Here is a 22,221-nt window from a genome sequence, read left to right as displayed (position 1 = left end):
AAGTATGGCTTACAGTATAGGGATAGATTTTGGAACAGGTTCAGGTAGAGCCTTTCTTATAAATACAGAGAATGGTGAAATTGTAGAGCAATTTATTAAAACGTATACGCACGGCACGATAGAAGGAGCACTTGGTGGTCAAAAACTACCTCAAAGTTACGCATTACAAAATGCGAATGATTATTGGGAAGTCATTGAAGAAGGCATCCCAGCTATTTTAGCAAAAGCACAAATTGCTGCAAATGACATTGTCGGAATCGGTATAGATTTCACATCGTCTACAGTGATTTTTGTGGATGAACATATGGAACCCATTCATAATAAGCAAGGGTTTAAAGATAATCCACACGCTTACGTCAAATTATGGAAGCATCATGGTGCGCAAGACGAGGCAGATGTATTATTTAAGACTGCGCTTGAAGAGAAGAATCGTTGGTTAGGCTATTATGGCTTTAATGTGAGTAGTGAGTGGATGATACCTAAGATTATGGAAGTAAACAATAAGGCTCCTGAAGTGATATCGGAGAGTGCGTATATTATGGAGGCGGGGGATTGGATTGTCAATCGACTCACTGATCAAAACGTCAAATCAAATTGTGGCTTAGGGTTTAAATCATTTTGGGAAGCGGACACAGGGTTCCATTATGATTTGTTTGATAAAGTAGATAATAATTTATCTAAAATTGTAAAAGAGAAAGTGGAAGCACCAGTCGTTAATATTGGTGAAACTGTAGGTAAAGTTAGCCAGACAATGGCAGAAAAACTAGGACTTTCACCAGAAACACAAGTCAGTCCGTTTATCATTGATGCGCATGCAAGTTTATTAGGGATAGGTTCAGAAAGAGATAAAGAGATGACTATGGTTATGGGTACAAGTACATGTCATTTAATGCTTAATAAAGAACAACATAAGGTACCTGGTATTTCTGGTTCAGTTAAAGGTGCTATTATTCCAGATCTTTATGCATACGAGGCAGGCCAAACTGCTGTAGGAGACTTATTTGAGTACGTGGCGAAACAGTCGCCATATGATGATGTCAAAGAAGCGAAGATACGCGACATTTCAATCTTTGAATTATTAAATGAGAAGGCCGCTAAACTTTATCCTGGTGAAAGTGGACTCATTGCGCTAGATTGGCATAACGGCAATAGAAGTGTACTCAGTGATAGTAATTTGAAAGGTTGCTTATTTGGCATGGGATTACATACGAAACACGAAGAAATTTACCGTGCATACATGGAAGCCACTGCATTTGGTACTAAAATGATTATGCAACAGTATGAAGGATGGCATATGGAAGTAGATCATGTATTTGCTTGTGGTGGCATACCTAAAAAGAATACATTACTCATGGATATCTATGCTAATGTACTGAACAAACGTGTGACGGTCATTGATAGTGAATATGCACCAGCAATTGGCGCGGCTATTTTAGGTGCAATATGTGGCGGAGCGCATACGGACTTTAGTGAGGCGGTCAAAGCAATGAAAGAACCCGTATTATACACTGTTGAACCTCAAGCAGATAAAGTGGAAATCTATAAAAAGTTATTTAACGCATATCAATCATTGCATGACCTACATGGCTATAAAAAAGCGAGCATTATGCGTGATGTTGCACAATTGATGTAAGAAGATTAAATGTTTAATTAAAATAACCCAGAAACAATATATCAGTGATGATACGTTGCTTCTGGGTTATTGTTATAAAGTTAGCCTGAAATGAAACTTGTTATGGCATCGATTAAACTGTAGATGCCTAAGAAGGAAACAGTTAAGACAACGAGTCCTCCGATAATATTGAGCCAAAGTGTATTTGTAAAGCGGCCCATTAAATTTTTCTTATTAATAATAATAAAGATAAGGATTGCAACAAGAGGTAAAATCATACCATTTAATGCTTGCGCAATAAGTAAGACTTGAAGCGGTTCAAAGCCAAGTGCTGAAGTGATAATTCCAATAATGATAATCACAACAAAGACAAGTTTATACTTCTTGCTTTGCATGCCGCCTTTCCAACCGAGTAGACTACTAATTGTTGCAGCGGCGCCCGTTGGAGAAGCAATGGCTGATGACAGACCTGCAGCGAATAAACCAATACTAATTGCTATAGGTGCAGCATCGCCAAGTACAGGTTCTAATGGTCCTGCGAGTTGAATGACACTCGTAACTTCTTCACCTTTAATTAAAGTGGCAGCTGAAATTAAGATTGCAGCTGAAATCACACCGCCGACAGTAATTGAAATAATTGTATCCCAACGTGCAAATTTCAATTCCTTAACACCATTAAAACGTTCGTGCACGGCTGTTGAGTGGATGAAAGAGTTATATGGCACAACGGTTGTACCGATTAGAGCAATAACAGTAAGAATAGATCCATCTGGTATCGTTGGAATGAAAGCACCTTTTAAAATGCCCATAACATCTGGTTTGATAGCAATCATGGTAGTGATAAATATTGCGCCCATGATAACCATAAGTACAAGCATAACTTTTTCTAAAAATTTATAGTTACCAAATAATCCAATGAGTAATATAATAACGCCGATAACTGGAGCAACCCAATTTTCAGGTAAATTAAGTAAGTAAGATGCACCAAGTGAGGTTCCAATCAAGTCACCACTAATATAGGCAGCACACCCAATGGTTACAGCAATGAGTGTGAACCACACGATGATCAGCTTACCGATTTTATTAGAGAATAAATCTTGAATCGCTTCTCCTAACCCTTCACGTGTAACGAGAGATAAACGGATAATCATTTCTTGTAACACGATTGTGGCGATGATTGAAAAGGCAACAGCCCATAGTAAACTATAGCCGAACCCTGCGCCACCTTGAGTCATGGTTGTTACTGTACCAGGGCCAATAAATGAAGCAGTGATAATCATCCCTGGGCCAAGTGATCGTAAAATCTTACCCGCGTTTTTAAACATTTAACCACTCCTCAGATTATTTTAATTTATTTAAATAAGCGACGTGGCCAGCAAGCACATATAATACTGCTGTAGAAACGAAATGGGCAGAATTCTGATTGGCATCTTTCATAGGATAAACTTCTACATAATCCATACCACATAGGCCGAGCGCACCAAATTCGTGGATCATCGTTAATAATTCATAGGACGTTAAACCATTGCCATCAACAGGTCCGCCTGGATTATAAGCAAAATCTAAAACGTCACTACATATTGTTAAATACACGACATCTACATCGGCACTTGCTTGAGCGTAAATGTCACGGGCAAACTGTTTTATATTATTTGATTCACGAATATCATTGATTGTTATCGTTACTGCACCAGCTTCTTCAGCGTAACGTCCTGTTGAAGGATGATTTCTTGGGCCGTGAATCCCTGTGTGAATAATACTTTCGTTACGTACACCCTCTGTTTCATAAAGTCTCATGAAAGGTGTATTACGGGCATAAGTTTCACCTTCATAATCTGGCATATTATCATAATGTGCATCTAAATGAATGATACCTACTTTTTTACCAGTTTCTGTTAATGATTTAAGAATAGGATAAGTGACACCGTGTTCGCCGCCAAAGCCAACTAAGAATTTTTCACTTTCCCATAGTTTTTTAGTGAAATCTGTAATGTTGTCATAGCTTTCTTTATTGTCATGAGCGACAAATGGCACATCGCCGACATCTCCCATAGATAAGTGTTCACTAATATCAATGTGGTTTAATTCAGGTAGATATTGACTGTAACGTGCAGAGGACAGTCTAATTTGCTTTGGACCAAGTTCTACGCCTGTATAATCTCCCCAAGTGCTCTCGCCTTCAAAAGGTACCCCATATACAATTACATCTGTATCTAAAGTATTTGATTGATTTAAATTTTTACTATTTAAAAAACATGGTGTATTACCATAAATGTTATTTTTCATAATTTATATCCTCCCCTTTATTGTAAATAATTATATAGAGTATTTTTTTATTTTTCAAATAAATCAGAAAATTCACTGATTTAATAATTGAAAATATATATGAATGAGAGGATTATTTATAAATTTTTATTAGATTATGAAGTAGAAAGGGTGGATAAAAGAGGGAGGAAGGATTTTTTGAAAGCTGTATAGATAAATATAATAATAAAAAAGCTACACCAATGAAGGTGTAGCTTTTGAAAAGACAATGTTTATCATATTGATATATTATGAAAATTTATGCCCAGCCACGGAAACGTGTAGCTTCAGCTGTACGTTTGATACCTACAACATAGGCAGCTAAACGCATATCCAATTTTCTACTTTCGGCTAAATCATAGATTTTATTGAATGCTTCTACCATTTTTTCACGGAGAAGACTGTTTATTTCTTCTTCAGACCAATAATAACCTTGATTATTTTGTACCCACTCGAAGTAAGAAACAGTTACACCACCAGCACTCGCAAGTACATCAGGTATAAGTAAGACACCGCGTTCTGTTAATATACGTGTCGCTTCTTTTGTCGTAGGACCGTTCGCTGCTTCTGCAACGATGCTGGCTTTAATGTTGTGTGCGTTGTCTTCAGTAATTTGATTTGATAATGCAGCTGGAATAAGAATATCACAGTCGACTTCAAATAATTCTTTATTTGGGATAACGTCCTCAAATAAGTGCGTAACACGGCCATGTTTTTCTTTAAGCTCTACAAGCTTGTCAACATCTAAACCATCTGGATCGTGTAAAGCACCATAACTTTCAGAAATAGCTACAATTTTTGCACCCATATCATGTAGAATTTTGGCAATGAAACTACCCGCATTACCAAAACCTTGAATCGCAACACGAGACCCCTTGATATCAATGTTTCTACGTTTTGTCGCTTCTTCAATAGTAATCACAGCACCAAGCGCAGTGGCACGATTACGGCCTTCTGAACCACCTAAAGAGAGTGGTTTACCAGTGATGAATGCAAAAGCGTTAGAGCGATTGATTTTACTATACTCATCCACCATCCAAGACATGATTTGTGGATTTGTATAAACATCTGGTGCTGGGATATCACTCGCAGGACCTACGAATTGTGATATAGCTCTAACAAAACCACGAGATAGGCTTTCAAGCTCTTGATTACTCATTTGACGTGGGTCACAGATGACGCCGCCTTTACCGCCACCAAATGGTAAGTTCGTAATACCACATTTCATCGTCATCCACATTGCAAGTGCCTTAACTTCTTCTTTATTTACATCAGGATGGAAACGTACGCCACCTTTGGTAGGACCAACAGAATGATTATGTTGCGCACGGTAACCGGTAAAAGTTTTAACAGTGCCATCATCCATGCGGACGGGTATACGGACTTCCAGTATTCTTAAAGGTTCTTTGATTAAATCATACATGCCATCGTCAAAGCCTAATTTATGTAATGCTTCTTTTGTAATTTCTTGGGTAGATTTCACTAAGTCGTTATGTTCTGTCATTATATTTTCCCCTCTATCTATTACTTATAATATTTATACTTACTTATCTATAAATGTTATAGACTTTACGACTGAAAATCAATACTAGAGATTGAATTTTTACAAAAGTTTGAAAATTCAGTGAATAATTCAGTGAAATTCTTTTGAAAAACTAAAGAATAATTAAAGGCAATGTATGAAAGCACAGTGAATTGAGAAAAAATGCATTGACTAAATTTTCAGAAATTAATAGAATGAATAATTATATTTAAAATGAGTAGAACTTGAAGATAAGGAGAACATTAATGGAACAACCATCATTTAAACGTGCAATGAAACAACGTCATCTTATGTTACTTAGCTTTGGTGGTGTTATTGGAACAGGGTTATTTTTAAGTTCTGGATATACTTTGCAACAAGCAGGTCCATTTGGAACGGTACTATCTTATTTAATTGGTTCGATTTTAGTTTATCTCGTTATGTTATGTCTAGGTCAATTAGCAATTAAACATCCTGTTACAGGTGGATTTCATACATATGCAAGTCTTTACATTCATCCATCTGTTGGATATATCGTAGCATGGTTTTATTGGTTAACTTGGACCGTAGCATTAGGTTCTGAATTTACAGCAGTGGGTATTTTGATGCAGAAATGGATGCCTGAAACCCCGGTTTATATTTTTGCTACGATTGCAATTATATTAATTTTATTATTTAACATTATATCGACACGTTTTTATGCAGAAGTTGAATTTTATTTTTCTTTAGTGAAAGTTATTGCGATTATCGTATTTATTATTTTAGGTCTTTTGGTAATTATCGGATTTATTCACTACGATGGTTATGAAGGTTTAAACACAATTGCACATAGATATACAAATCCTACTTTTCCTAATGGTATTGGTTCTGTGTTTTTAACAATGCTAGCTGTGAATTATGCATTTAGTGGCACTGAATTAATCGGCATTGCTGCTGGTGAAACAGAGGATCCTGAAAAAGTAATACCAAAAGCGATTAGAGCAACGTTATGGCGTCTTATTATCTTTTTTATAGGTACAATGGTTATTATTTCTATTTTAATACCGAGCTATCAAGGGAAGTCATTAGAAAGTCCATTTGTTGTTATTTTTCAGAACTTATGCGGGCGACATTATGAATTTAGTGATTATAACAGCTTTGTTATCTGCAGCTAATTCAGGATTATATGCTGCGAGCAGAATGATTTGGAGTTTATCGAATGAAGGTGTATTTCCTAAATGGTTTGGAAAGCTAAATAAACATCATATGCCAGTGAATGCAACATTATTTAGCATGATTGGTGGCTTATTGGCTTTACTTTCTAGCGTGTATGTAGCAGATTCATTATATGTAATTCTAGTTTCAATTGCTGGTTTAGCAGTTGTTATCGTGTGGATGAGTATCTGTATTGCATATTTTAATGCTAAAAAAATTGACCAAAGCTTAAAAGTACATCAATCGATTCCAATTATTGGGTTTATATTATGCTTAGTTTCTTGTGTTGGAATGCTTTTTGATTCTAATCAAGCACCTGCACTTTATTTCGGGCTACCATTTGCAGCGATTGCGTTAATTTATTACTTTATTAAATTTAATAAGAAAAGAGGAGTATAGATGAGACTGTTAGAAAAAGTAAAAACACAATCTCCAATTGTCTTAGATGGCGGACTAGCAACTACATTAGAACAAGCTGATTGTAATTTGAATTCTTCGTTATGGTCTAGTGAAGTACTGAGACATCAACCAACTAAAATAAAGCAAGCACATCAAGATTTTACACATGCGGGTGCCGACATTATTTTAACAAGTACATATCAAGCAAGTTACCAAACATTTAAAGATATAGGAATGCAGGATGAGGAAATTGATGGCCTTTTTACAGTAGCGGTAGAGCAAGTTATGGATGCAACAAATAATAATCAAGTGGTTGTAGGTAGTTTAGGTCCATATGGTGCATATTTAAGCGATGGCTCTGAATATACAGGGGATTATGAAATAAGCCGAGAAGCCTATTTTAAATTTCATGAACAACGTATAAACGCTTTGATTTCAAGAGGAATAAATGATTTTGTGTTTGAAACTGTTCCTAATTTTGAAGAGATTCAAGCAATTGTAGAAAATATTATACCGAGTTATACAGAGGAGCAAACATTTTGGCTCTCTGTAACTGTCGATGACACAGGAAATTTATCAGATGGAACAGATTTTGAGCAGCTGATTGATTATATAAAAGATATGCAATCTATTATTCCTATTTTTGGTATTAATTGTTCTTCAGTTAAAGGAATCAATCGATCATTGGACAAAGGATTAGCTAGTTTGAGTCAGACAATTGCGCTGTATCCTAATGGAGGTTCTCATTATAATGCGGATAGCAAAGAATGGGAAAATAATGCTAACAGTGATGAAATTATTGAACAAGTTCCGAAGTGGTTAGTGGAAGGTGTTCAAATTATAGGGGGCTGTTGTCAAACAACACCAGAGGACATTAAAAAGATTAAATATAGCATGAGTTAACCAAAAATAAAGTTTCAAAATAAGAAAAGGAGAAGTGCTTGGGTTAACAAGCATTTCTCCTTTATTGTTTATTTGAATATTAAATGTTTATGATGGTTGTTTATTTCTAAGTGAAAATTCTTTGAAAGTGATAAAGCGTTTATGACTTTTATCATATAATTTGAATTTTAACGATGTCAGACTTTCTCTAAGCGTAATAGATGTTGCATGATGCAGAGGTGTAACAGTTTCATGAGTTTCCTCTAAAGAGTAGTTTGGAATTCTAGGATTCAAATGATGTACATGATGATAACCTATGTTTCCTGTAACCCAATGTAGAACTTTTGGTAATTTATAGTATGAACTACCATCGATGGCTGCTTTTACATAGTCCCATTCAGAAGCTTCTTCGAAATAAGAATCTTCAAATGTATGTTGGATGTAAAACAACCAAATACCTAACATGCCAGCAATGAAGATCATTGGTGCAAATACTGCAAAGAAATGACCTACGCCTAATAGATAAATTAGACCACCGTATACGACTAATAATAAAATATTGTTCATCCAAGTGTTGATGCGTTCTTTCTTTTTAGCGTCTTTTGAATTAAATCGATTAGAAATAAATACTAAGAAAAACGGTCCTAATACAAACATGACAAGTGGATTACGATAAATTCTATACGTTAAACGTTGGAATTTAGATGCTTCTGTATATTCTTCTACCGTCATAACCCAGATATCACCGATACCACGTTTTTCTAGATTACCACTACCAGCATGGTGAATTAAATGTTCTCTACGCCATTTTCTATAAGGGAAGAGTGTAAGGAAACCAGTTACGTTTCCGAGTAAATCATTGTGCTTTTGTTTTTTTAAATATGATCCATGACAAGCATCGTGAAAAATGATGAAAGTTCTAATTAAAAATATTGATGCGAATATACTACTAATAATTGCTAATGACCAATGCACATTATATAAAAGTCCACTTACTACTAAAATTGCAATAAGGGGAAGTAATGTATTTATAATTTGTATTGTACTTTTCGTGTAGTTTGTTTTTGCGAAAGGTTTTACCATTTTGTTCAACATCTTTTTCTTATCTTTTTCCATATACACCTAACTTTCTTTTACTGAATAAGTTGAAAATAGAGTACATACTCTCACCAGTATTTCACTAAGTGTATATAAATAGAGAGCGATTTACAAACATTTATACAAAAAAATGAAAAATTTAAAATAATGAGAAATTTGAAAACGCAAAAGATGCGTCTAATAAGGGATTGAAGAGAAAAACATAGGTAAATTAAATTTGCTGTTGCAGATAATTAAATGGTCATGGATAGCGCCATTTCAGTTTTTCTTACCCATATTAAACTTTGTTAAGACATATAATAAATATATGTAAATTAGTAATATTTTATAACGGAAAAGGGTAAAATGTATTAAATAAACATAGATAAATTATCATGGAGGATTACAAATTTCAGTTTTCTTAAATGGTTTTTAAATTGAGAGGGGAACTTTAAACATGGAAGCACAGTATTCAAAAGATGGACAAGGAGTTTATCAAACATTGAAAATAAATATAGATGCAGATAAGGAAGCAATATTTAATTATCTGAGTACTACTGAAGGCATACAGCAATGGTTTCCGCAACTGTCATTTGAAACACGTGAAGTGCATGGCAAAATGTATTTTCATTTAGAGGAAGAAGATGATTTAGAAATGACAATCACACATTTTGAAGAAAATAAGGTTGTTGGCTTTACATGGGACATTGGTACTGTGAAGTTTGAATTAAATAGAAAGAATCAGCAAACGGAACTTACATTTATTGAATATTTACCATTTGAATTTCCGCACATCATCTTAGATTTTGCAGGTTGGCAATTCCATATGGAAAGTATAAAAAGTATTGCAGAAACAGGAAAACCGCTAAATTCTCAAGATTATGATTTTGATTGTAAGAATGAAACTATTGAAGCGCAATTAAAGCTAGAAAATGAAAAGTAAAAAGAGCTATTTATTGCATACAAAAAAGACGATCTTATAAACAAAAGGTCGTCTTTTAAATATATTTGGATATTCAAATCATTTTAAGTTTAGATAAATGAACCTACATTGCTATTAGAATCCAAATAATACCTATTAAAACGAGAACACTGAAAACAAGTAACACGATGCCTAAGGTTAATACTTTATGTGACTGTTGTTTTACACCTATTCTTTCGTTTTCACTACGTTTCGCTTGTTTACTTTGGTCAATTTCAGCTTTACTTTCTTTGAAACAAAAATAACTTAAAACTAATGACATGATTAAAACAGCGAATAAAATAATGATTAAATAAGTCATTATGTCATCCCTCTCACTGCATATTTATTTGTTAATAATATCAGTTATTGTTCAAAATATACATTAAAGTACTTGTTATTGAAGTGAATTTTGTGAAGGTGTATAGGGACCGAGGCATCTATATTAACAAGATACTAAATACTATGTTTGCATAGCTAATGCACGGAACTCAATTATACAGTGCGTTCAATCTAATAATATAGTTTATAAGGCGCTTTTATTTTCATTGCTAAAGTGATTAAAACGATATTGGCAAAAGTTTTGTACATTGATGCACTAACCCCCTCGCTATTAATGTTAGCAAGGGGGTTTTTACATTTGAAATAATTTAATTCTAAAGGGTATGCGCTTTTACGACCTTGAAATAAGCGTATTTTTAAATTTAACAAAATAAAATATATAAAAAGTGTACACTCAATGTATACAATAAAGCGCTTTTATTGTATAATTTAGTTGAAAATAAGGACTGTGTACGCACGAGAAAAACATTACAGTTTCTGTAATGCACAAGGGGAGATAGAAATATGAAAAAAATTATGATTACAGGTGCTTTAGGACAAATTGGAACTGAACTCGTAGTAAAATGTAGAATGTTATATGGAAATGATAATGTTTTAGCTACAGATATTAAACAACCAGAAACAGATTCAGCGATTGTAGATGGGCCGTTTGAAATATTAGATGTTACTGATAAAGCGCGTATGTCTGAGTTAGTTGAGACATTTAAGCCAGATACAATGATGCATATGGCAGCATTATTGTCAGGCGTTGCTGAAAAGAATCCATTATTTGCTTGGGATTTAAATATGGGTGGTTTAATGAACGCTTTAGAAACAGCACGTGAATACAAATTACAATTCTTTACACCAAGTTCAATTGGCGCATTTGGACCTTCAACACCTAAAGTAAATACACCGCAAGTAACGATTCAACGACCAACATCTATGTATGGAGTTAATAAAGTTGCTGGCGAGTTATTATGTCAGTATTATTTCGACAAATTTGGTGTCGACACACGCAGTGTTAGATTCCCAGGTTTAGTTTCCCATATAAAAGAACCAGGTGGCGGTACGACAGACTATGCGGTAGATATTTATTTTAAAGCTGTGAGAGAAGGTCATTATACTAGCTTTATCGAAAAAGACACATATATGGATATGATGTATATGGAAGATGCAATAGATGCCATCATTCAACTTATGGAAGCGGACGGTGTTAAATTAATTAATCGTAATGCATATAATTTAAGTGCAATGAGTATTGAACCAGAAATGGTAAAAGAAGCGATTCAAGAATTTTATCCAGAGTTCCAATTGGAATATGATGTGGATCCAGTAAGACAGTCTATCGCTAATAGTTGGCCAAACAGTATAGATGTTAGCTGTGCACGCGCAGAATGGGGATTTAATCCGCAATATGATTTAACTAAAATGACTCAAACGATGTTAAAGGCTATCGAAGATAAAGAAACAGTAAGATAATCTAACCTAAAGCCCTCATTCATACAGTAGTGGGGCTCAGAGTGTCAACAAAGTCTCAGGCTTTGTTGACATTTTTTGTGCACTTTCCACGGCACAGCTTCATCCTGTAGTATTTGGCTCTTAACGAGTTAGGGTTGGCCCAAATCTCTGCCATTTTTAAAACCAAAAATAACAAACCATTTATCAATATGTGCATAGGTATTGTTGATATGCGGGTGTTTTATAGACAAGTTGAGATATTATTAATCACAAAATACTTTTGAAAATAAATCGTGTGCATTTTTAGTATATTTTAAATTATTTGAAAATTATTGAACAGTGCCCTGTGGATTGGTATAATTTAAAGTAATACTTTAGGAAATAGCATTAGGAGGAAAAAATCATGTCAGAAAAAATTGAATTTGTACAACGAGAAACACTTAAAGAAAAACCGGATCCAAATGGTTTAGGTTTTGGAAAATACTTCACAGATTATATGTTAAGTTTCGACTACGATATTGATCAAGGATGGCATGATTTAAAGATTGTGCCTTATGGTCCAATTGAACTTTCTCCAGCAGCTCAAGCACTTCATTATGGGCAAGCTGTATTTGAAGGCTTAAAAGCATATAAACATGATGGCGAAGTTGATTTATTCCGTCCGTCTGAGAACTTTAAACGTATTAATGACTCTTTATCACGTTTAGATATGCCGAAAGTTGATGAAGAAGTTGTTTTAGAAGGTCTAAAACAATTAGTAGATATCGAACGTGACTGGGTACCAGAGGGTGAAGGCCAATCACTTTACATACGCCCGTACGTTTTCGCGACTGAAGGCATATTAGGCGTACGTCCTTCATACTCTTATAAATTACTTATCATTTTATCACCATCAGGTTCTTATTATGGTGGCGAGTCATTAAGCCCAACTAAGATTTATGTAGAAGATGAATATGTACGTGCTGTTCGCGGTGGCGTAGGTCACGCTAAAGTTGCAGGTAACTATGCGGCAAGTTTATTAGCACAAACAAATGCTTCTGCACAAGGTTACGACCAAGTACTTTGGTTAGATGGCGTAGAGCAAAAATATGTAGAAGAAGTAGGTAGTATGAACATCTTCTTCGTAGAGAATGGCAAACTTGTAACGCCAGAATTAAACGGTAGTATTTTACCTGGTATCACACGTAAAACAGTCATTGAATTAGCTGGCAATTTAGGCTATGAAGTTGAAGAACGTCGTGTATCGATTGATGAATTGATTGAATCACATAATAAAGGTGAATTAACTGAAGTATTCGGTACAGGTACTGCAGCAGTTATTTCTCCAGTAGGCCAATTGAAATATGGCGAAACTGAAATTGTGATTAATAACAATGAAACTGGTAAAATCACGCAAGACTTATATAACAACTACACTGGTATCCAAAGCGGTAAACTTGAAGACCCACAAGGTTGGAGAGTCGTAGTACCAAGATATTAATAGCTAATCAAAAGGCGCTTCTTTTTTAAAAGAAGCGCCTTTTATGTTTTATATATCTAGTCATTCAAATTGTTTTGTCTGTTTTTCAATATATGATGTCAGCCATACTTAGAAAGCTTATTTTTGTCTCCATTTAGATACGATAGAATATGATATTTTCGCATTTTCCTAAACAAACTTTATTGTTAGACGTATGCTAAAAAAACGACTACACTGATTAAACTTATGTAGAGGAGTGTGCAAAATGGATATAAAGAATAATACAATACTTATCACTGGTGGTGCTTCTGGTATAGGACTTCAGTTCACTAAAAAGTTTTATGAAAATGATAATAAAATTATTATATGTGGACGTAATACTGAAAAATTAAAAAGTATTCAAGAACAATTTCCAGAAATAACAACGAAGAAATGTGATATATCTAGTGCTGAAGAACGTTTGGATTTATATCATTGGGTAATTCAAAATTATTCGGATATTAACGTACTCGTAAATAATGCTGGTATCCAAAACCGTTTTGATATTTTAAAAACCAATGCTACAACGAATTGGGAGAACTTAAATACAGAAATAAAATCCAATTTTGAAGCAACGGTTCAACTTTCAACATTATTTAGCCAATACTTTTCTGATAAAACAACAAATTCAAATATAATTAATGTTTCTTCGGGACTTGCTTTCTCACCTATGGCAATTGCGCCAATCTATTCAGCGACCAAAGCTGCAGTACATTCATTTACAGTTAGTTTAAGACATCAATTGTCGAACACAAATACAAGTGTTTATGAGGTTATTCCTCCTGCAGTAAATACTGATTTAGGCGGGGAGAATATTCATACTTCTGGTGCGGATCCTGTAGATTTTATTAATGAAATTTTTGATGGTTTAGTTCAAGGAAACAATGAAATTGGATATGGCTCATCTAAAAAACGCCTTCAAATGTCAAAAGAAGCATTAGATGATTATGCAGAAGAAATGTATCATACTTTGAAAAATACAATATAACTTTAATTTATATAAAGATATAAATTAACAGTAAATGTTTATTATTTTTGCGAATAAAGGGTAAAGAACATGTGTAAAACATAGAAGTATATAAAAATGTAATTAATTATATAAATAGAAATGGTAAGCTATTTTTAATTTTAAGGGGAGGAAAATTTTATGAAATATCGCGAGTTAGGTAATACGGGCATGATGATCAGTGAAGTTAGTTTTGGCACATGGGCAATAGGTGGTGCATGGGGTAAAACAAATGATGAAGATGCATTAAGTGCTTTAGAGTATGCAATTGATCAAGGCGTGAATTTCTTTGATACAGCTGATGTCTATGGAGACGGTCATAGTGAAGAATTATTAGCCAAGGCGACTGCAGGTAAAGAAGATGAAATATATATTGCAACAAAATTCTGTCGACAAGGAGATATTGCTGACCCACAAAATTATAGTTATGAAACGGTGAAATCATACTGTGAAGACAGTCTGCGTCGATTAAACAGAGATACAATAGATTTGTTTCAAATCCATTGCCCTGCTACTGAAATTTTAAAGGAAGGCAGTGTGTTTAAAGTATTAGACCAATTAAAAGAAGAAGGTCTCATAAGATATTATGGGGTGAGTGTTGAGTCAGTTGAAGAAGGTTTAATATGTTTAGAATATCCTAATGTAGCAAGCTTGCAGGTTATTTTTAATATGTTCCGCCAAAAACCATTAGAGGAATTAATTCCTAAAGCTTACCAACAAGGTGTAGGTATCATTACGAGAGTGCCACTTGCAAGTGGATTGTTGACAGGAAAATTTACAGCGAAAACTCAATTTGCTGAAGATGATCATCGTAAATTCAATGAAAATGGGGAAGCTTTTAATGTAGGCGAAACATTTTCAGGACTAGGTTTTCAAAAAGGGGTAGAATTATCTGATCAACTAACATGGATTAAAGAAGGGCGACCTTCTATGGCAAGTGCAGCATTAAGATGGATTTTAGATGCTAAAGAAATATCTTGTATTAATCCAGGATTTAGAAATGTGAAACAAGTGAAACAAAATTTAGAGGCATTAGATACTAAATCTTTCACAGAGGACGAAAAGCTAAAAATTAAAAACTTTTACAAAGAAAAAGTCGAAGATTCTATCATGGGTACTTATTAATAAATTAAATTGGCAGAAAATCCTAAAATAAAAGGGAACATAACAGAACCTAAAAGTATTGTTTAATGAGGCTGAGATATAAATATATATCAGCCTCATTCATTATATTGGCAGTGGCTGACTGAATTGAAAATGCACTTATTCTAGTCATTCTTTCCGGGATGGGACGACGAAATCTTATTAGAAAAATTAGATTTCTTTCTCCACTCCCTTTTTGTATTAAATGGCTTATGTAAAAATGTAATTACACTAATAGTTTATTGTAAAATCATTTTATTTCACAAATAGAAATAGTATTATGAATAATATAAAATATTATAATTAAATAAAAATTCAATGAAAGGATTTGTTTAGATGCGTTCACTTGCCAAAATAACTGCACAAGGTTCATATGTACCAGAAAAAGTCATGGATAATCAAGATTTCGAAAAAATTGTAGAGACTTCAGATGAATGGATACAACAAATGACTGGTATTGTAGAAAGAAGAATTACAAATGAAGATGAGTATACAAGTGATATCAGCTATAAAGCAATTCTTGATCTACAAGAGAAATATCAAGTAGATTTAAAAGATGTAGATATGATTGTAAATGCAACATTAACGCCAGATTATAAAACGCCAAGTGTCGCATCTTACGTGCAAGCTAAACTAGGATTGAAAAATGCAGGCGCACTGGATATTAACGCTGCATGTGCTGGATTTGCATATGGACTTAATATAGCGAATGGACTCATTACTTCTGGACAAAATAAAAAAGTGTTGGTTATTGGGTCAGAAACATTATCAAAAATCACTGACTACACGGATCGTAATACGTGTATATTATTTGGTGATGGTGCTGGTGCTTTTTTAGTAGAATATAGTGAAGACGATACTAGTTTTATAGCAAGTAGTGCTGGATCAGATGGTGATAAAGGACATAACTTATATTGCTCAGAATTGTCTGATGCAATGTTTGATGAGGATTTAGAAAATCCAGGTTATATTGTTCAAAATGGCCGTGGTGTTTATAAATGGGCAGTTGGTAATGTACCAAAAATTATTAATGAGACTCTAAATAAAGCAGATATCAATAAAGAAGATTTAGATTGGTTTGCCCCACATAGTGCTAACGCTAGAATGATAGAATCAATTTGTGATAAATCTGGTATAGAAAAAGAGAAAGCATTGATGAGCCTTAAATACTATGGCAATACGTCATCTGCTACGATTCCTCTATCTATAGACTTAGCAGTTAAAGAGAATAAATTGAAAAAAGGCGATTTAATTTTATTAGTTGGATTTGGTGGTGGCTTAGCTTACGCATCAACTTTAATCAGATGGACAATCTAGAAGTGCCTCTCAAAAACTTTTATTATTAAGTGCTAAAACTTTTTAAATATTATTTAAGTAGGAGATTACTATGAATCATAAAGAATATGAGTGGGTAAAACAAACGCGTCAGATATTATTAAATCAATGTAGAGAATTACAAGAAGATGAGTTTACAAAAGTATTTGGATTTGGCTTTCAAAGCATCAGAGATTCTTTAATTCATGTTGCAGGATGTTACCATGCCTGGCTCGGATCTTTTGTGCTTTCCGAAGTATCTTCACCATTAATCACCAAAGAAGTCATTGAAACTATGAATATAAAAGATATACAGCACTATTTTAATCAAGCTGATTTATATGTAGATAAAGTTCTTGAGCAATTTAACGGAAAAATAGATGGAACGATTGAAAAAGAACTTTCATGGAAAACTAATAGTGGACTAGTGAGAAAAACACCACAACAATTACTAATTCATTCAATTACACATGAATATCATCATAAAGGACAAATTGTAGCAATGTTACGTTTACTTGGTTATACACCTAAAAATACGGATATACTCGGTATAGATTAAATCTAAGCCACCAAAGCATTATGCGCTTTAATCATTATATAGAAGACATTAATTTAAATATAAAAAGAACATTATCGTTTTAGAAACACCAGATTTAAATAACAAGCTAGCTGGATTATTATTGTTTATTAATGGTGAACGGTATTAACTTGTCAGTATTTCGTCTTTAAATTTAGTCAAATCATACCAATTAAAACATCTATAGATATAGGGAGTTTGTTAATGCCTATGGGGTTATTTTTCATGGGTTCAGTACATAGTTTCATATTCCAATCCATAGTTATGATTTTATTTACAGCTGGTGAAATGCTCGTGTTTACTAGGATTGATATAAAAATAGATGAAATATCTGGGGAAATTATAAAGGTAGCTATTACTCTTTAGCAGGATTCCAAAAAATAGGAGCGTTATTAGCACCAATTATAGAGGGAGTATTATTAGATAGAATTTAAAATGGTATTGTGTCTATGATTTCCTTAACTGGTATTATATTTTTTATGAAGAGTTACAAAGACGTAATGAGTTTCTCCCAAACGGAATATTAGCTAGTTCTACTTATATCTACTAATTTAATGTCTTTACAGAGGATGTGTGCAGAAATGCTTGAAAGTAAAAGGTTAATTATGAGTAAGCCACAGTTATCATTTTCAGAAGAACTATATAAGATTCATTCTAATAAATTAGCAACTCAATATACTCCTAAAAGAAGGCATAAATCAATAGATGATACTAAAAAAATGTTGAATACATGGTCAAATTATTGGGATAATAATAATCATGGATATTTCATATTTATTGAAAAGGAAAGTGATATTGTAATAGGTAGTGGCGGGGCAGAAAAAATGGAGTTTGCGAATAAAACATACTTTAATTTGTATTATAGATTGGATCCTAAAGCAACAGGGAAGGGCTATGCAATTGAAGCTATGGTTACAATTATAAATTGGTTGAATTCAGAAATAGATAATACTTTACCCTTTGTAATAAGAACTGATAAGCATAACTTGCCTTCTATAAATTTAGCGCATAAATTAAGATTTCAAAGAGATACTAATTTTGATGATTATACAGACGAAGGAGACGTATTCTTTTTTGAAAATCCAAATCAGTAGCTAAAATACACTGATTCATAATAATATTTAAAATGATTAACCCATTTTTTTATTTTTTACTTAAATAATTTTACAGTTGTATTATTAATTTTCAATAAACAAACTGCATGATGCCTAGGGGGCATAAAGATGAATAAACTCAGAACAATTTTGCAGGGGACAGGCACATTAATCTCTTTAATCAAAAATACACCGAATATAATTAAAGGTAACAAAGATGAATTTGAACCAAATGAAAGTTATTTAGATAAAAACAGTAATTTGAATAATAAAAGAATATTGTTTTTAGGTTCTTCAATTACTTATGGTGCTGCATCTAAAGGAAACTCATTTGTAGAATTTTTAAATAAAGAATATGGTGTAGATACAATTAAAGAAGCTCAATCAGGAACGACATTAGCTGGTAAACAAAATTCAAGTTATGTAGAAAGATTAAAAAGTAAGGTTTCTACAGAAAATATATTAGATGGCTTTGTATGTCAGTTATCCACAAATGACGGAAGATTCAACAAACCTATAGGATCAATCAGTGAATCTTATAGTATTAATGATTTTGATACGGAAACAACCATAGGTGCCATCGAATTTATTATTTCATATGTTAAAGAAAATTGGGATTGTCCTATTATATTTTATACTTGTATACGTGATAAAGACCCTTATTATGAATTTTTGATTAACAAACTATTAGAAATAAAAAATAAATGGGATATTCATATTATTAATGTATGGGGAGACAAGAGAATAAATAAACTAGCTAAAGATGACAACACGATGATGGCGGACGATGCTCACCCAACGCAAAAGGGTTATCGATATTTGTATACACCAATATTCTCTGAAAAGCTTAATGATATATTAAATGATTAAGAGACACCTTTAAAAATAAAGATTATTTTTTGCTATTTTTTCTAATGTTTTTCAACTTAAAATTTACGAGATACAAAAAACACCCTCCAAAGTTTTCACTTTTTAAGTGTCTACTTTGAAGGGAGCAATCAGTTTATAAACTTGTAGTGCCTTTTATGTGGACAGAACGACTAATAACCATAGTAACTTGAATATAAAATTTAATTTCAAGTAGTAATTGGACGAACTTGTAAAATGAAAATTTCATCTTGTTGGATGCCAAATTCTATATCAACTGGGTAACCAAAGGATGATTCTAATTTTTGAGTATACTTTGCTAATTCTTGCGCAATATAATCATTAATACAATAAGTGTTTTTTTCCGTTTCAGTGGTTTCGACTTCAGATATACCTTCTTCACTAGCAAGCATTTTTATTTCTTTTAACCCAAGTTGTTTATCTATTTCAAAAGTTGATTTATTTACAATAAAAGTATCAGGCGTAACCATACCTGATACGATACTTTCTCCTAATCCATAACTCACATTGATTATACATTCATTTAAATTATCAGTAATTGGATTTTGACTAAAAATAACGCCTGACGTTTCAGGAATGAGAAGGCCTTGTATCACAATACTCATAGATAAGTTATTTGTATCAACAGCCATTGTATTAAGATAACTTTGGACGCGTTCTGAAAAAATAGAAGCCCAACATAATTTGATTTTCTGAATAAGATCTTCTTTAGTTTGAACATTTAGGTATGTTTCATATTGTCCCGCAAATGAAGCATTGTCTAAATCTTCAGCACTAGAGGATGAACGTACAGCAACTGCATTGAAGTTTTTCTTAATTAAATTGAAAGCATTTATGATTTCAGAGTGAATATTTTCAGGTAGTTTACCTTCAATAATTTTTTGTCGGATATTGCTATCATGAAGCGATATTTTATTAAACTCAACAAATTGTTGGAAAGTATTTGGTAAAATAATAAAACCATTTGGTATTGGCCAATTTGCTTGCTTAAGTTTAACTAAATTAAGTGCCTTTGATCCTATAGAATTTGTTATATTTTCTGCGTTGTCGAACGTCTGAGTATACATATGTTAACCCTCTTTGTGTTTTATATATTTAAATTTTTATAAAGCGTAGCTAGCAATAAAAAATTTACACTCTCTCATCAATTTTTATGCACCCATTTGTGCCTTCAACAGTCACGATATCTCCATCTTTCAACTCACTCGTAGCATTTTTAGTCCCAAGTACTGCAGGTATTTGATATTCACGTGCATTAATCCCTGGATGAGATAGTATGCCTCCAACATTTGTCACAATGGCTCCTGCTCTTAAAAATAGAACAGACCAAGCTGGCGTAGTCATATGTGTTACAAGAATATCACCATCTTCAAGTTTATTAAATTCATCTTCATTATTAATTATCTTTACAGCACCTGTATATATACCTTTAGAACCAGCTAGCCCTTTAATATATCCAGAAGAAGAAGTGTTTGTCTCTTCATTGTTTGAAGCGTCGCCAGTAGCTCTTTCAGAAATAATATCTAGGTTTTTTTCATTATGAGCAGGTGGGGTGCCATAATATGAAGGACTTTGTTCATTTATATTATGTTGATACTCTAATTTTCTTTCGGAAATCATTTCTGTTAGTGGTTCGGGATGTTTTAGAACTTCTTGAAGTTCATCTAAATATAAATAAAAAATATCTTCAGTTTCATTGATTATCTGTTGATTCACTAAGAAATTACTTAGATGCAAGAGTAATAAACGTGTCTTTGCTGTTGGCATTTCATCCATATAAAAGTGGTGGTCATCATCAAGATTGGATGCATCTAGTGCCCATTGATAATGTGTTTTAAATTGTTCTTTTGTTGTACCTTCTGGTATAGAAGATAAGACTGCTTCGTATTTGTGCACTCTTGTTTCTATAGCTTTTTGGAAACGTTGTTCTACATTTACATTACTACTGATATAACTAGCAATTGTCGTTAAAGGTATGGAAGGTTTTTCAAACCAAGTTTGATCTGTTAATACTCTTGATCTTACGGTTTTATTACCATAGTTACTTAAGAACTTTTGAAAATCTTTTTCGAATTTTCTTCCTGATGGTATCTCATGTAAGTGATTTAATAGTTCCGTGGGTTTAACAGTTTGGAATTTTAACTTAAGATCTTCATCTTCTTTCACTTGTTGTGATAGTTTGGAAAGTGCTTTATCTATTTCTAATGATTTATTCCACACGCCAATGAGCATGTCATAAATAATAGTGACATCTTTATCATCAGTTGCTTGTGCATAAAGTTTTTCTAAATCTTTATGTAATTGGTGATGAGGTAACATGATTTCTGATTGGTAAGTAAATGATTTAGGATACATGTCCATGACGTAGTCGAGCATTGTTTGCGCACTATCAAAGGTAACTTCTTGCTCCAACATATAATCTATTTTTTCAAAAAATGGAAAAAAGAAGGTTTCTAGCACATTCTGAAAGCGTGTGTTTAATTCTGGATATATAGGCTGTACAATACTTAAAAATTGGCTGTGTCGTTCATTAATGTCATATTCGATAGGCTCACGTTTCATATAAATATGACTATTTTCAAATCTCGTTTTAATAGCAGGAACAGGCGCTTTGAATTGTTCTAAAGATTGATTTATTGAACCTTGGACTTCATATAGAAATGAAGCAAATAAAGGCTTAATAGTATCTGAGAGGATTGAAGTTTGTTCCCAATACCCTTCTTTTTTATCATTATCTGTTAACTGCATCAGTTGTTTATAGTTATCTATCACTTTAGTTTTCACAAAAATTCCTCCTAATATAAAAAATACATTCTGGTAACAACATGATTTAAAGTGTTTTGCAAAAGTAAATTGCTCACCCTTTAAACTACAAAGTGTTTGTTATTTAACAATGTATAAATTATATTAACAGGTAAAAATATATTATTCAATCAACACTTAATAAATAAAGTCTATTAAGTGTCAT

18 protein-coding genes and 1 pseudogene are annotated in these 22,221 nt (G+C 33.0%); 12 read left to right on the top strand and 7 right to left on the bottom strand.

What is annotated here, in order from left to right; all coding sequences use genetic code 11:
* The first annotated feature begins 4 nt into the window (after positions 1–4).
* On the top strand, positions 5–1,633 hold the full coding sequence (locus ACP3TL_RS09735) for a ribulokinase (protein WP_069832568.1): 1,629 nt from the start codon (positions 5–7) through the stop codon (positions 1,631–1,633).
* A gap of 80 nt (positions 1,634–1,713) precedes the next feature.
* Here ACP3TL_RS09735 and ACP3TL_RS09730 read toward each other — a convergent pair whose 3' ends face one another.
* The 3 genes from ACP3TL_RS09730 to ACP3TL_RS09720 form a co-directional block, all read right to left on the bottom strand.
* A complete protein-coding gene (locus ACP3TL_RS09730; protein ID WP_285336750.1) occupies positions 1,714–2,937 on the bottom strand; it encodes an Nramp family divalent metal transporter in 1,224 nt (407 codons plus the stop codon).
* A 16-nt stretch (positions 2,938–2,953) separates the two neighbouring features.
* Positions 2,954–3,898: an agmatinase family protein gene (locus ACP3TL_RS09725; protein WP_069832570.1), complete on the bottom strand. Its 945-nt coding sequence runs from the start codon at positions 3,896–3,898 to the stop codon at positions 2,954–2,956.
* Between the two features lie 277 nt (positions 3,899–4,175).
* On the bottom strand, positions 4,176–5,420 hold the full coding sequence (locus ACP3TL_RS09720) for a Glu/Leu/Phe/Val family dehydrogenase (protein ID WP_285336749.1): 1,245 nt from the start codon (positions 5,418–5,420) through the stop codon (positions 4,176–4,178).
* A gap of 284 nt (positions 5,421–5,704) precedes the next feature.
* Between ACP3TL_RS09720 and ACP3TL_RS09715 the strand changes: the two are divergent.
* Both ACP3TL_RS09715 and mmuM read left to right on the top strand, forming a co-directional pair.
* Positions 5,705–7,031 (top strand): annotated as a pseudogene (locus tag ACP3TL_RS09715) (amino acid permease).
* Positions 7,032–7,934 (top strand): homocysteine S-methyltransferase, encoded by a 903-nt coding sequence (mmuM, locus tag ACP3TL_RS09710; RefSeq protein WP_069832572.1) that lies wholly within the window; start codon positions 7,032–7,034, stop codon positions 7,932–7,934.
* Positions 7,935–8,021: 87 nt separating this feature from the next.
* On the opposite strand, the gene ACP3TL_RS09705 is transcribed toward mmuM, so the two are convergent.
* On the bottom strand, positions 8,022–9,029 hold the full coding sequence (locus tag ACP3TL_RS09705; RefSeq protein WP_002508485.1) for a fatty acid desaturase: 1,008 nt from the start codon (positions 9,027–9,029) through the stop codon (positions 8,022–8,024).
* Between the two features lie 418 nt (positions 9,030–9,447).
* Between ACP3TL_RS09705 and ACP3TL_RS09700 the strand changes: the two genes are divergently transcribed.
* Entirely contained in the window at positions 9,448–9,933 is a 486-nt protein-coding gene (locus tag ACP3TL_RS09700; protein WP_285326027.1) for an SRPBCC domain-containing protein, read from the top strand.
* 103 nt (positions 9,934–10,036) lie between these two features.
* Here the strand turns inward: ACP3TL_RS09700 and ACP3TL_RS09695 are convergent, their stop codons facing one another.
* Positions 10,037–10,273 (bottom strand): hypothetical protein, encoded by a 237-nt coding sequence (locus ACP3TL_RS09695; protein WP_046465040.1) that lies wholly within the window; start codon positions 10,271–10,273, stop codon positions 10,037–10,039.
* Positions 10,274–10,797: 524 nt separating this feature from the next.
* On the opposite strand from ACP3TL_RS09695, the gene ACP3TL_RS09690 reads away from it, so the two are divergent.
* From ACP3TL_RS09690 to ACP3TL_RS09655, 8 genes are all read left to right on the top strand, one after another.
* Positions 10,798–11,754, top strand: a complete 957-nt coding sequence (locus ACP3TL_RS09690; RefSeq protein WP_069816931.1) for an NAD-dependent epimerase/dehydratase family protein — start codon at positions 10,798–10,800, stop codon at positions 11,752–11,754.
* Between the two features lie 382 nt (positions 11,755–12,136).
* Entirely contained in the window at positions 12,137–13,213 is a 1,077-nt protein-coding gene (locus tag ACP3TL_RS09685; protein ID WP_069832576.1) for a branched-chain amino acid aminotransferase, read from the top strand.
* Positions 13,214–13,457: 244 nt separating this feature from the next.
* On the top strand, positions 13,458–14,219 hold the full coding sequence (locus ACP3TL_RS09680; protein WP_069832577.1) for an SDR family oxidoreductase: 762 nt from the start codon (positions 13,458–13,460) through the stop codon (positions 14,217–14,219).
* 159 nt (positions 14,220–14,378) lie between these two features.
* Positions 14,379–15,362, top strand: a complete 984-nt coding sequence (locus ACP3TL_RS09675; RefSeq protein WP_069832578.1) for an aldo/keto reductase — start codon at positions 14,379–14,381, stop codon at positions 15,360–15,362.
* A gap of 354 nt (positions 15,363–15,716) precedes the next feature.
* Positions 15,717–16,697, top strand: a complete 981-nt coding sequence (locus ACP3TL_RS09670; RefSeq protein WP_069832579.1) for a ketoacyl-ACP synthase III — start codon at positions 15,717–15,719, stop codon at positions 16,695–16,697.
* Between the two features lie 70 nt (positions 16,698–16,767).
* Positions 16,768–17,253 carry a DinB family protein gene (locus ACP3TL_RS09665; protein WP_069832580.1) on the top strand — a complete coding sequence of 162 codons (486 nt, stop codon included), beginning with the start codon at positions 16,768–16,770 and terminating at the stop codon, positions 17,251–17,253.
* A 599-nt stretch (positions 17,254–17,852) separates the two neighbouring features.
* Entirely contained in the window at positions 17,853–18,365 is a 513-nt protein-coding gene (locus ACP3TL_RS09660) for a GNAT family N-acetyltransferase (protein ID WP_069832581.1), read from the top strand.
* A 129-nt stretch (positions 18,366–18,494) separates the two neighbouring features.
* Positions 18,495–19,235 carry an SGNH/GDSL hydrolase family protein gene (locus ACP3TL_RS09655; protein ID WP_069832582.1) on the top strand — a complete coding sequence of 247 codons (741 nt, stop codon included), beginning with the start codon at positions 18,495–18,497 and terminating at the stop codon, positions 19,233–19,235.
* Between the two features lie 206 nt (positions 19,236–19,441).
* On the opposite strand, the gene ACP3TL_RS09650 is transcribed toward ACP3TL_RS09655, so the two are convergent.
* Together ACP3TL_RS09650 and ACP3TL_RS09645 are read right to left on the bottom strand one after the other, a co-directional pair.
* On the bottom strand, positions 19,442–20,320 hold the full coding sequence (locus ACP3TL_RS09650; RefSeq protein ID WP_069832583.1) for a PEP/pyruvate-binding domain-containing protein: 879 nt from the start codon (positions 20,318–20,320) through the stop codon (positions 19,442–19,444).
* A gap of 64 nt (positions 20,321–20,384) precedes the next feature.
* Positions 20,385–22,037 carry a PEP-utilizing enzyme gene (locus ACP3TL_RS09645; protein ID WP_277575874.1) on the bottom strand — a complete coding sequence of 551 codons (1,653 nt, stop codon included), beginning with the start codon at positions 22,035–22,037 and terminating at the stop codon, positions 20,385–20,387.
* Positions 22,038–22,221: the final 184 nt, after the last annotated feature.

Origin of the sequence: Staphylococcus caseorum (assembly GCF_049943195.1) — a bacterium.
GTDB classification, from domain to species: domain Bacteria; phylum Bacillota; class Bacilli; order Staphylococcales; family Staphylococcaceae; genus Staphylococcus; species Staphylococcus equorum_A.
Note: the sequence above shows the minus strand (reverse complement) of the source record. Positions and strands in the feature narration are given on the sequence as shown.

Excerpts from the sequence above, each read along its gene's own strand:
- mmuM (WP_069832572.1), top strand. The coding sequence starts at position 7,032 with ATGAGACTGTTAGAAAAAGTAAAAACACAATCTCCAATTGTCTTAGAT.
- ACP3TL_RS09680 (WP_069832577.1), top strand. The coding sequence starts at position 13,458 with ATGGATATAAAGAATAATACAATACTTATCACTGGTGGTGCTTCTGGT.
- ACP3TL_RS09720 (WP_285336749.1), bottom strand. The coding sequence starts at position 5,420 with ATGACAGAACATAACGACTTAGTGAAATCTACCCAAGAAATTACAAAA.
- ACP3TL_RS09685 (WP_069832576.1), top strand. The coding sequence starts at position 12,137 with ATGTCAGAAAAAATTGAATTTGTACAACGAGAAACACTTAAAGAAAAA.
- ACP3TL_RS09675 (WP_069832578.1), top strand. The coding sequence starts at position 14,379 with ATGAAATATCGCGAGTTAGGTAATACGGGCATGATGATCAGTGAAGTT.
- ACP3TL_RS09735 (WP_069832568.1), top strand. The coding sequence starts at position 5 with ATGGCTTACAGTATAGGGATAGATTTTGGAACAGGTTCAGGTAGAGCC.
- ACP3TL_RS09670 (WP_069832579.1), top strand. The coding sequence starts at position 15,717 with ATGCGTTCACTTGCCAAAATAACTGCACAAGGTTCATATGTACCAGAA.
- ACP3TL_RS09690 (WP_069816931.1), top strand. The coding sequence starts at position 10,798 with ATGAAAAAAATTATGATTACAGGTGCTTTAGGACAAATTGGAACTGAA.
- ACP3TL_RS09665 (WP_069832580.1), top strand. The coding sequence starts at position 16,768 with ATGAATCATAAAGAATATGAGTGGGTAAAACAAACGCGTCAGATATTA.
- ACP3TL_RS09730 (WP_285336750.1), bottom strand. The coding sequence starts at position 2,937 with ATGTTTAAAAACGCGGGTAAGATTTTACGATCACTTGGCCCAGGGATG.
- ACP3TL_RS09650 (WP_069832583.1), bottom strand. The coding sequence starts at position 20,320 with ATGTATACTCAGACGTTCGACAACGCAGAAAATATAACAAATTCTATA.
- ACP3TL_RS09700 (WP_285326027.1), top strand. The coding sequence starts at position 9,448 with ATGGAAGCACAGTATTCAAAAGATGGACAAGGAGTTTATCAAACATTG.
- ACP3TL_RS09725 (WP_069832570.1), bottom strand. The coding sequence starts at position 3,898 with ATGAAAAATAACATTTATGGTAATACACCATGTTTTTTAAATAGTAAA.
- ACP3TL_RS09695 (WP_046465040.1), bottom strand. The coding sequence starts at position 10,273 with ATGACTTATTTAATCATTATTTTATTCGCTGTTTTAATCATGTCATTA.
- ACP3TL_RS09705 (WP_002508485.1), bottom strand. The coding sequence starts at position 9,029 with ATGGAAAAAGATAAGAAAAAGATGTTGAACAAAATGGTAAAACCTTTC.
- ACP3TL_RS09655 (WP_069832582.1), top strand. The coding sequence starts at position 18,495 with ATGAATAAACTCAGAACAATTTTGCAGGGGACAGGCACATTAATCTCT.
- ACP3TL_RS09660 (WP_069832581.1), top strand. The coding sequence starts at position 17,853 with ATGCTTGAAAGTAAAAGGTTAATTATGAGTAAGCCACAGTTATCATTT.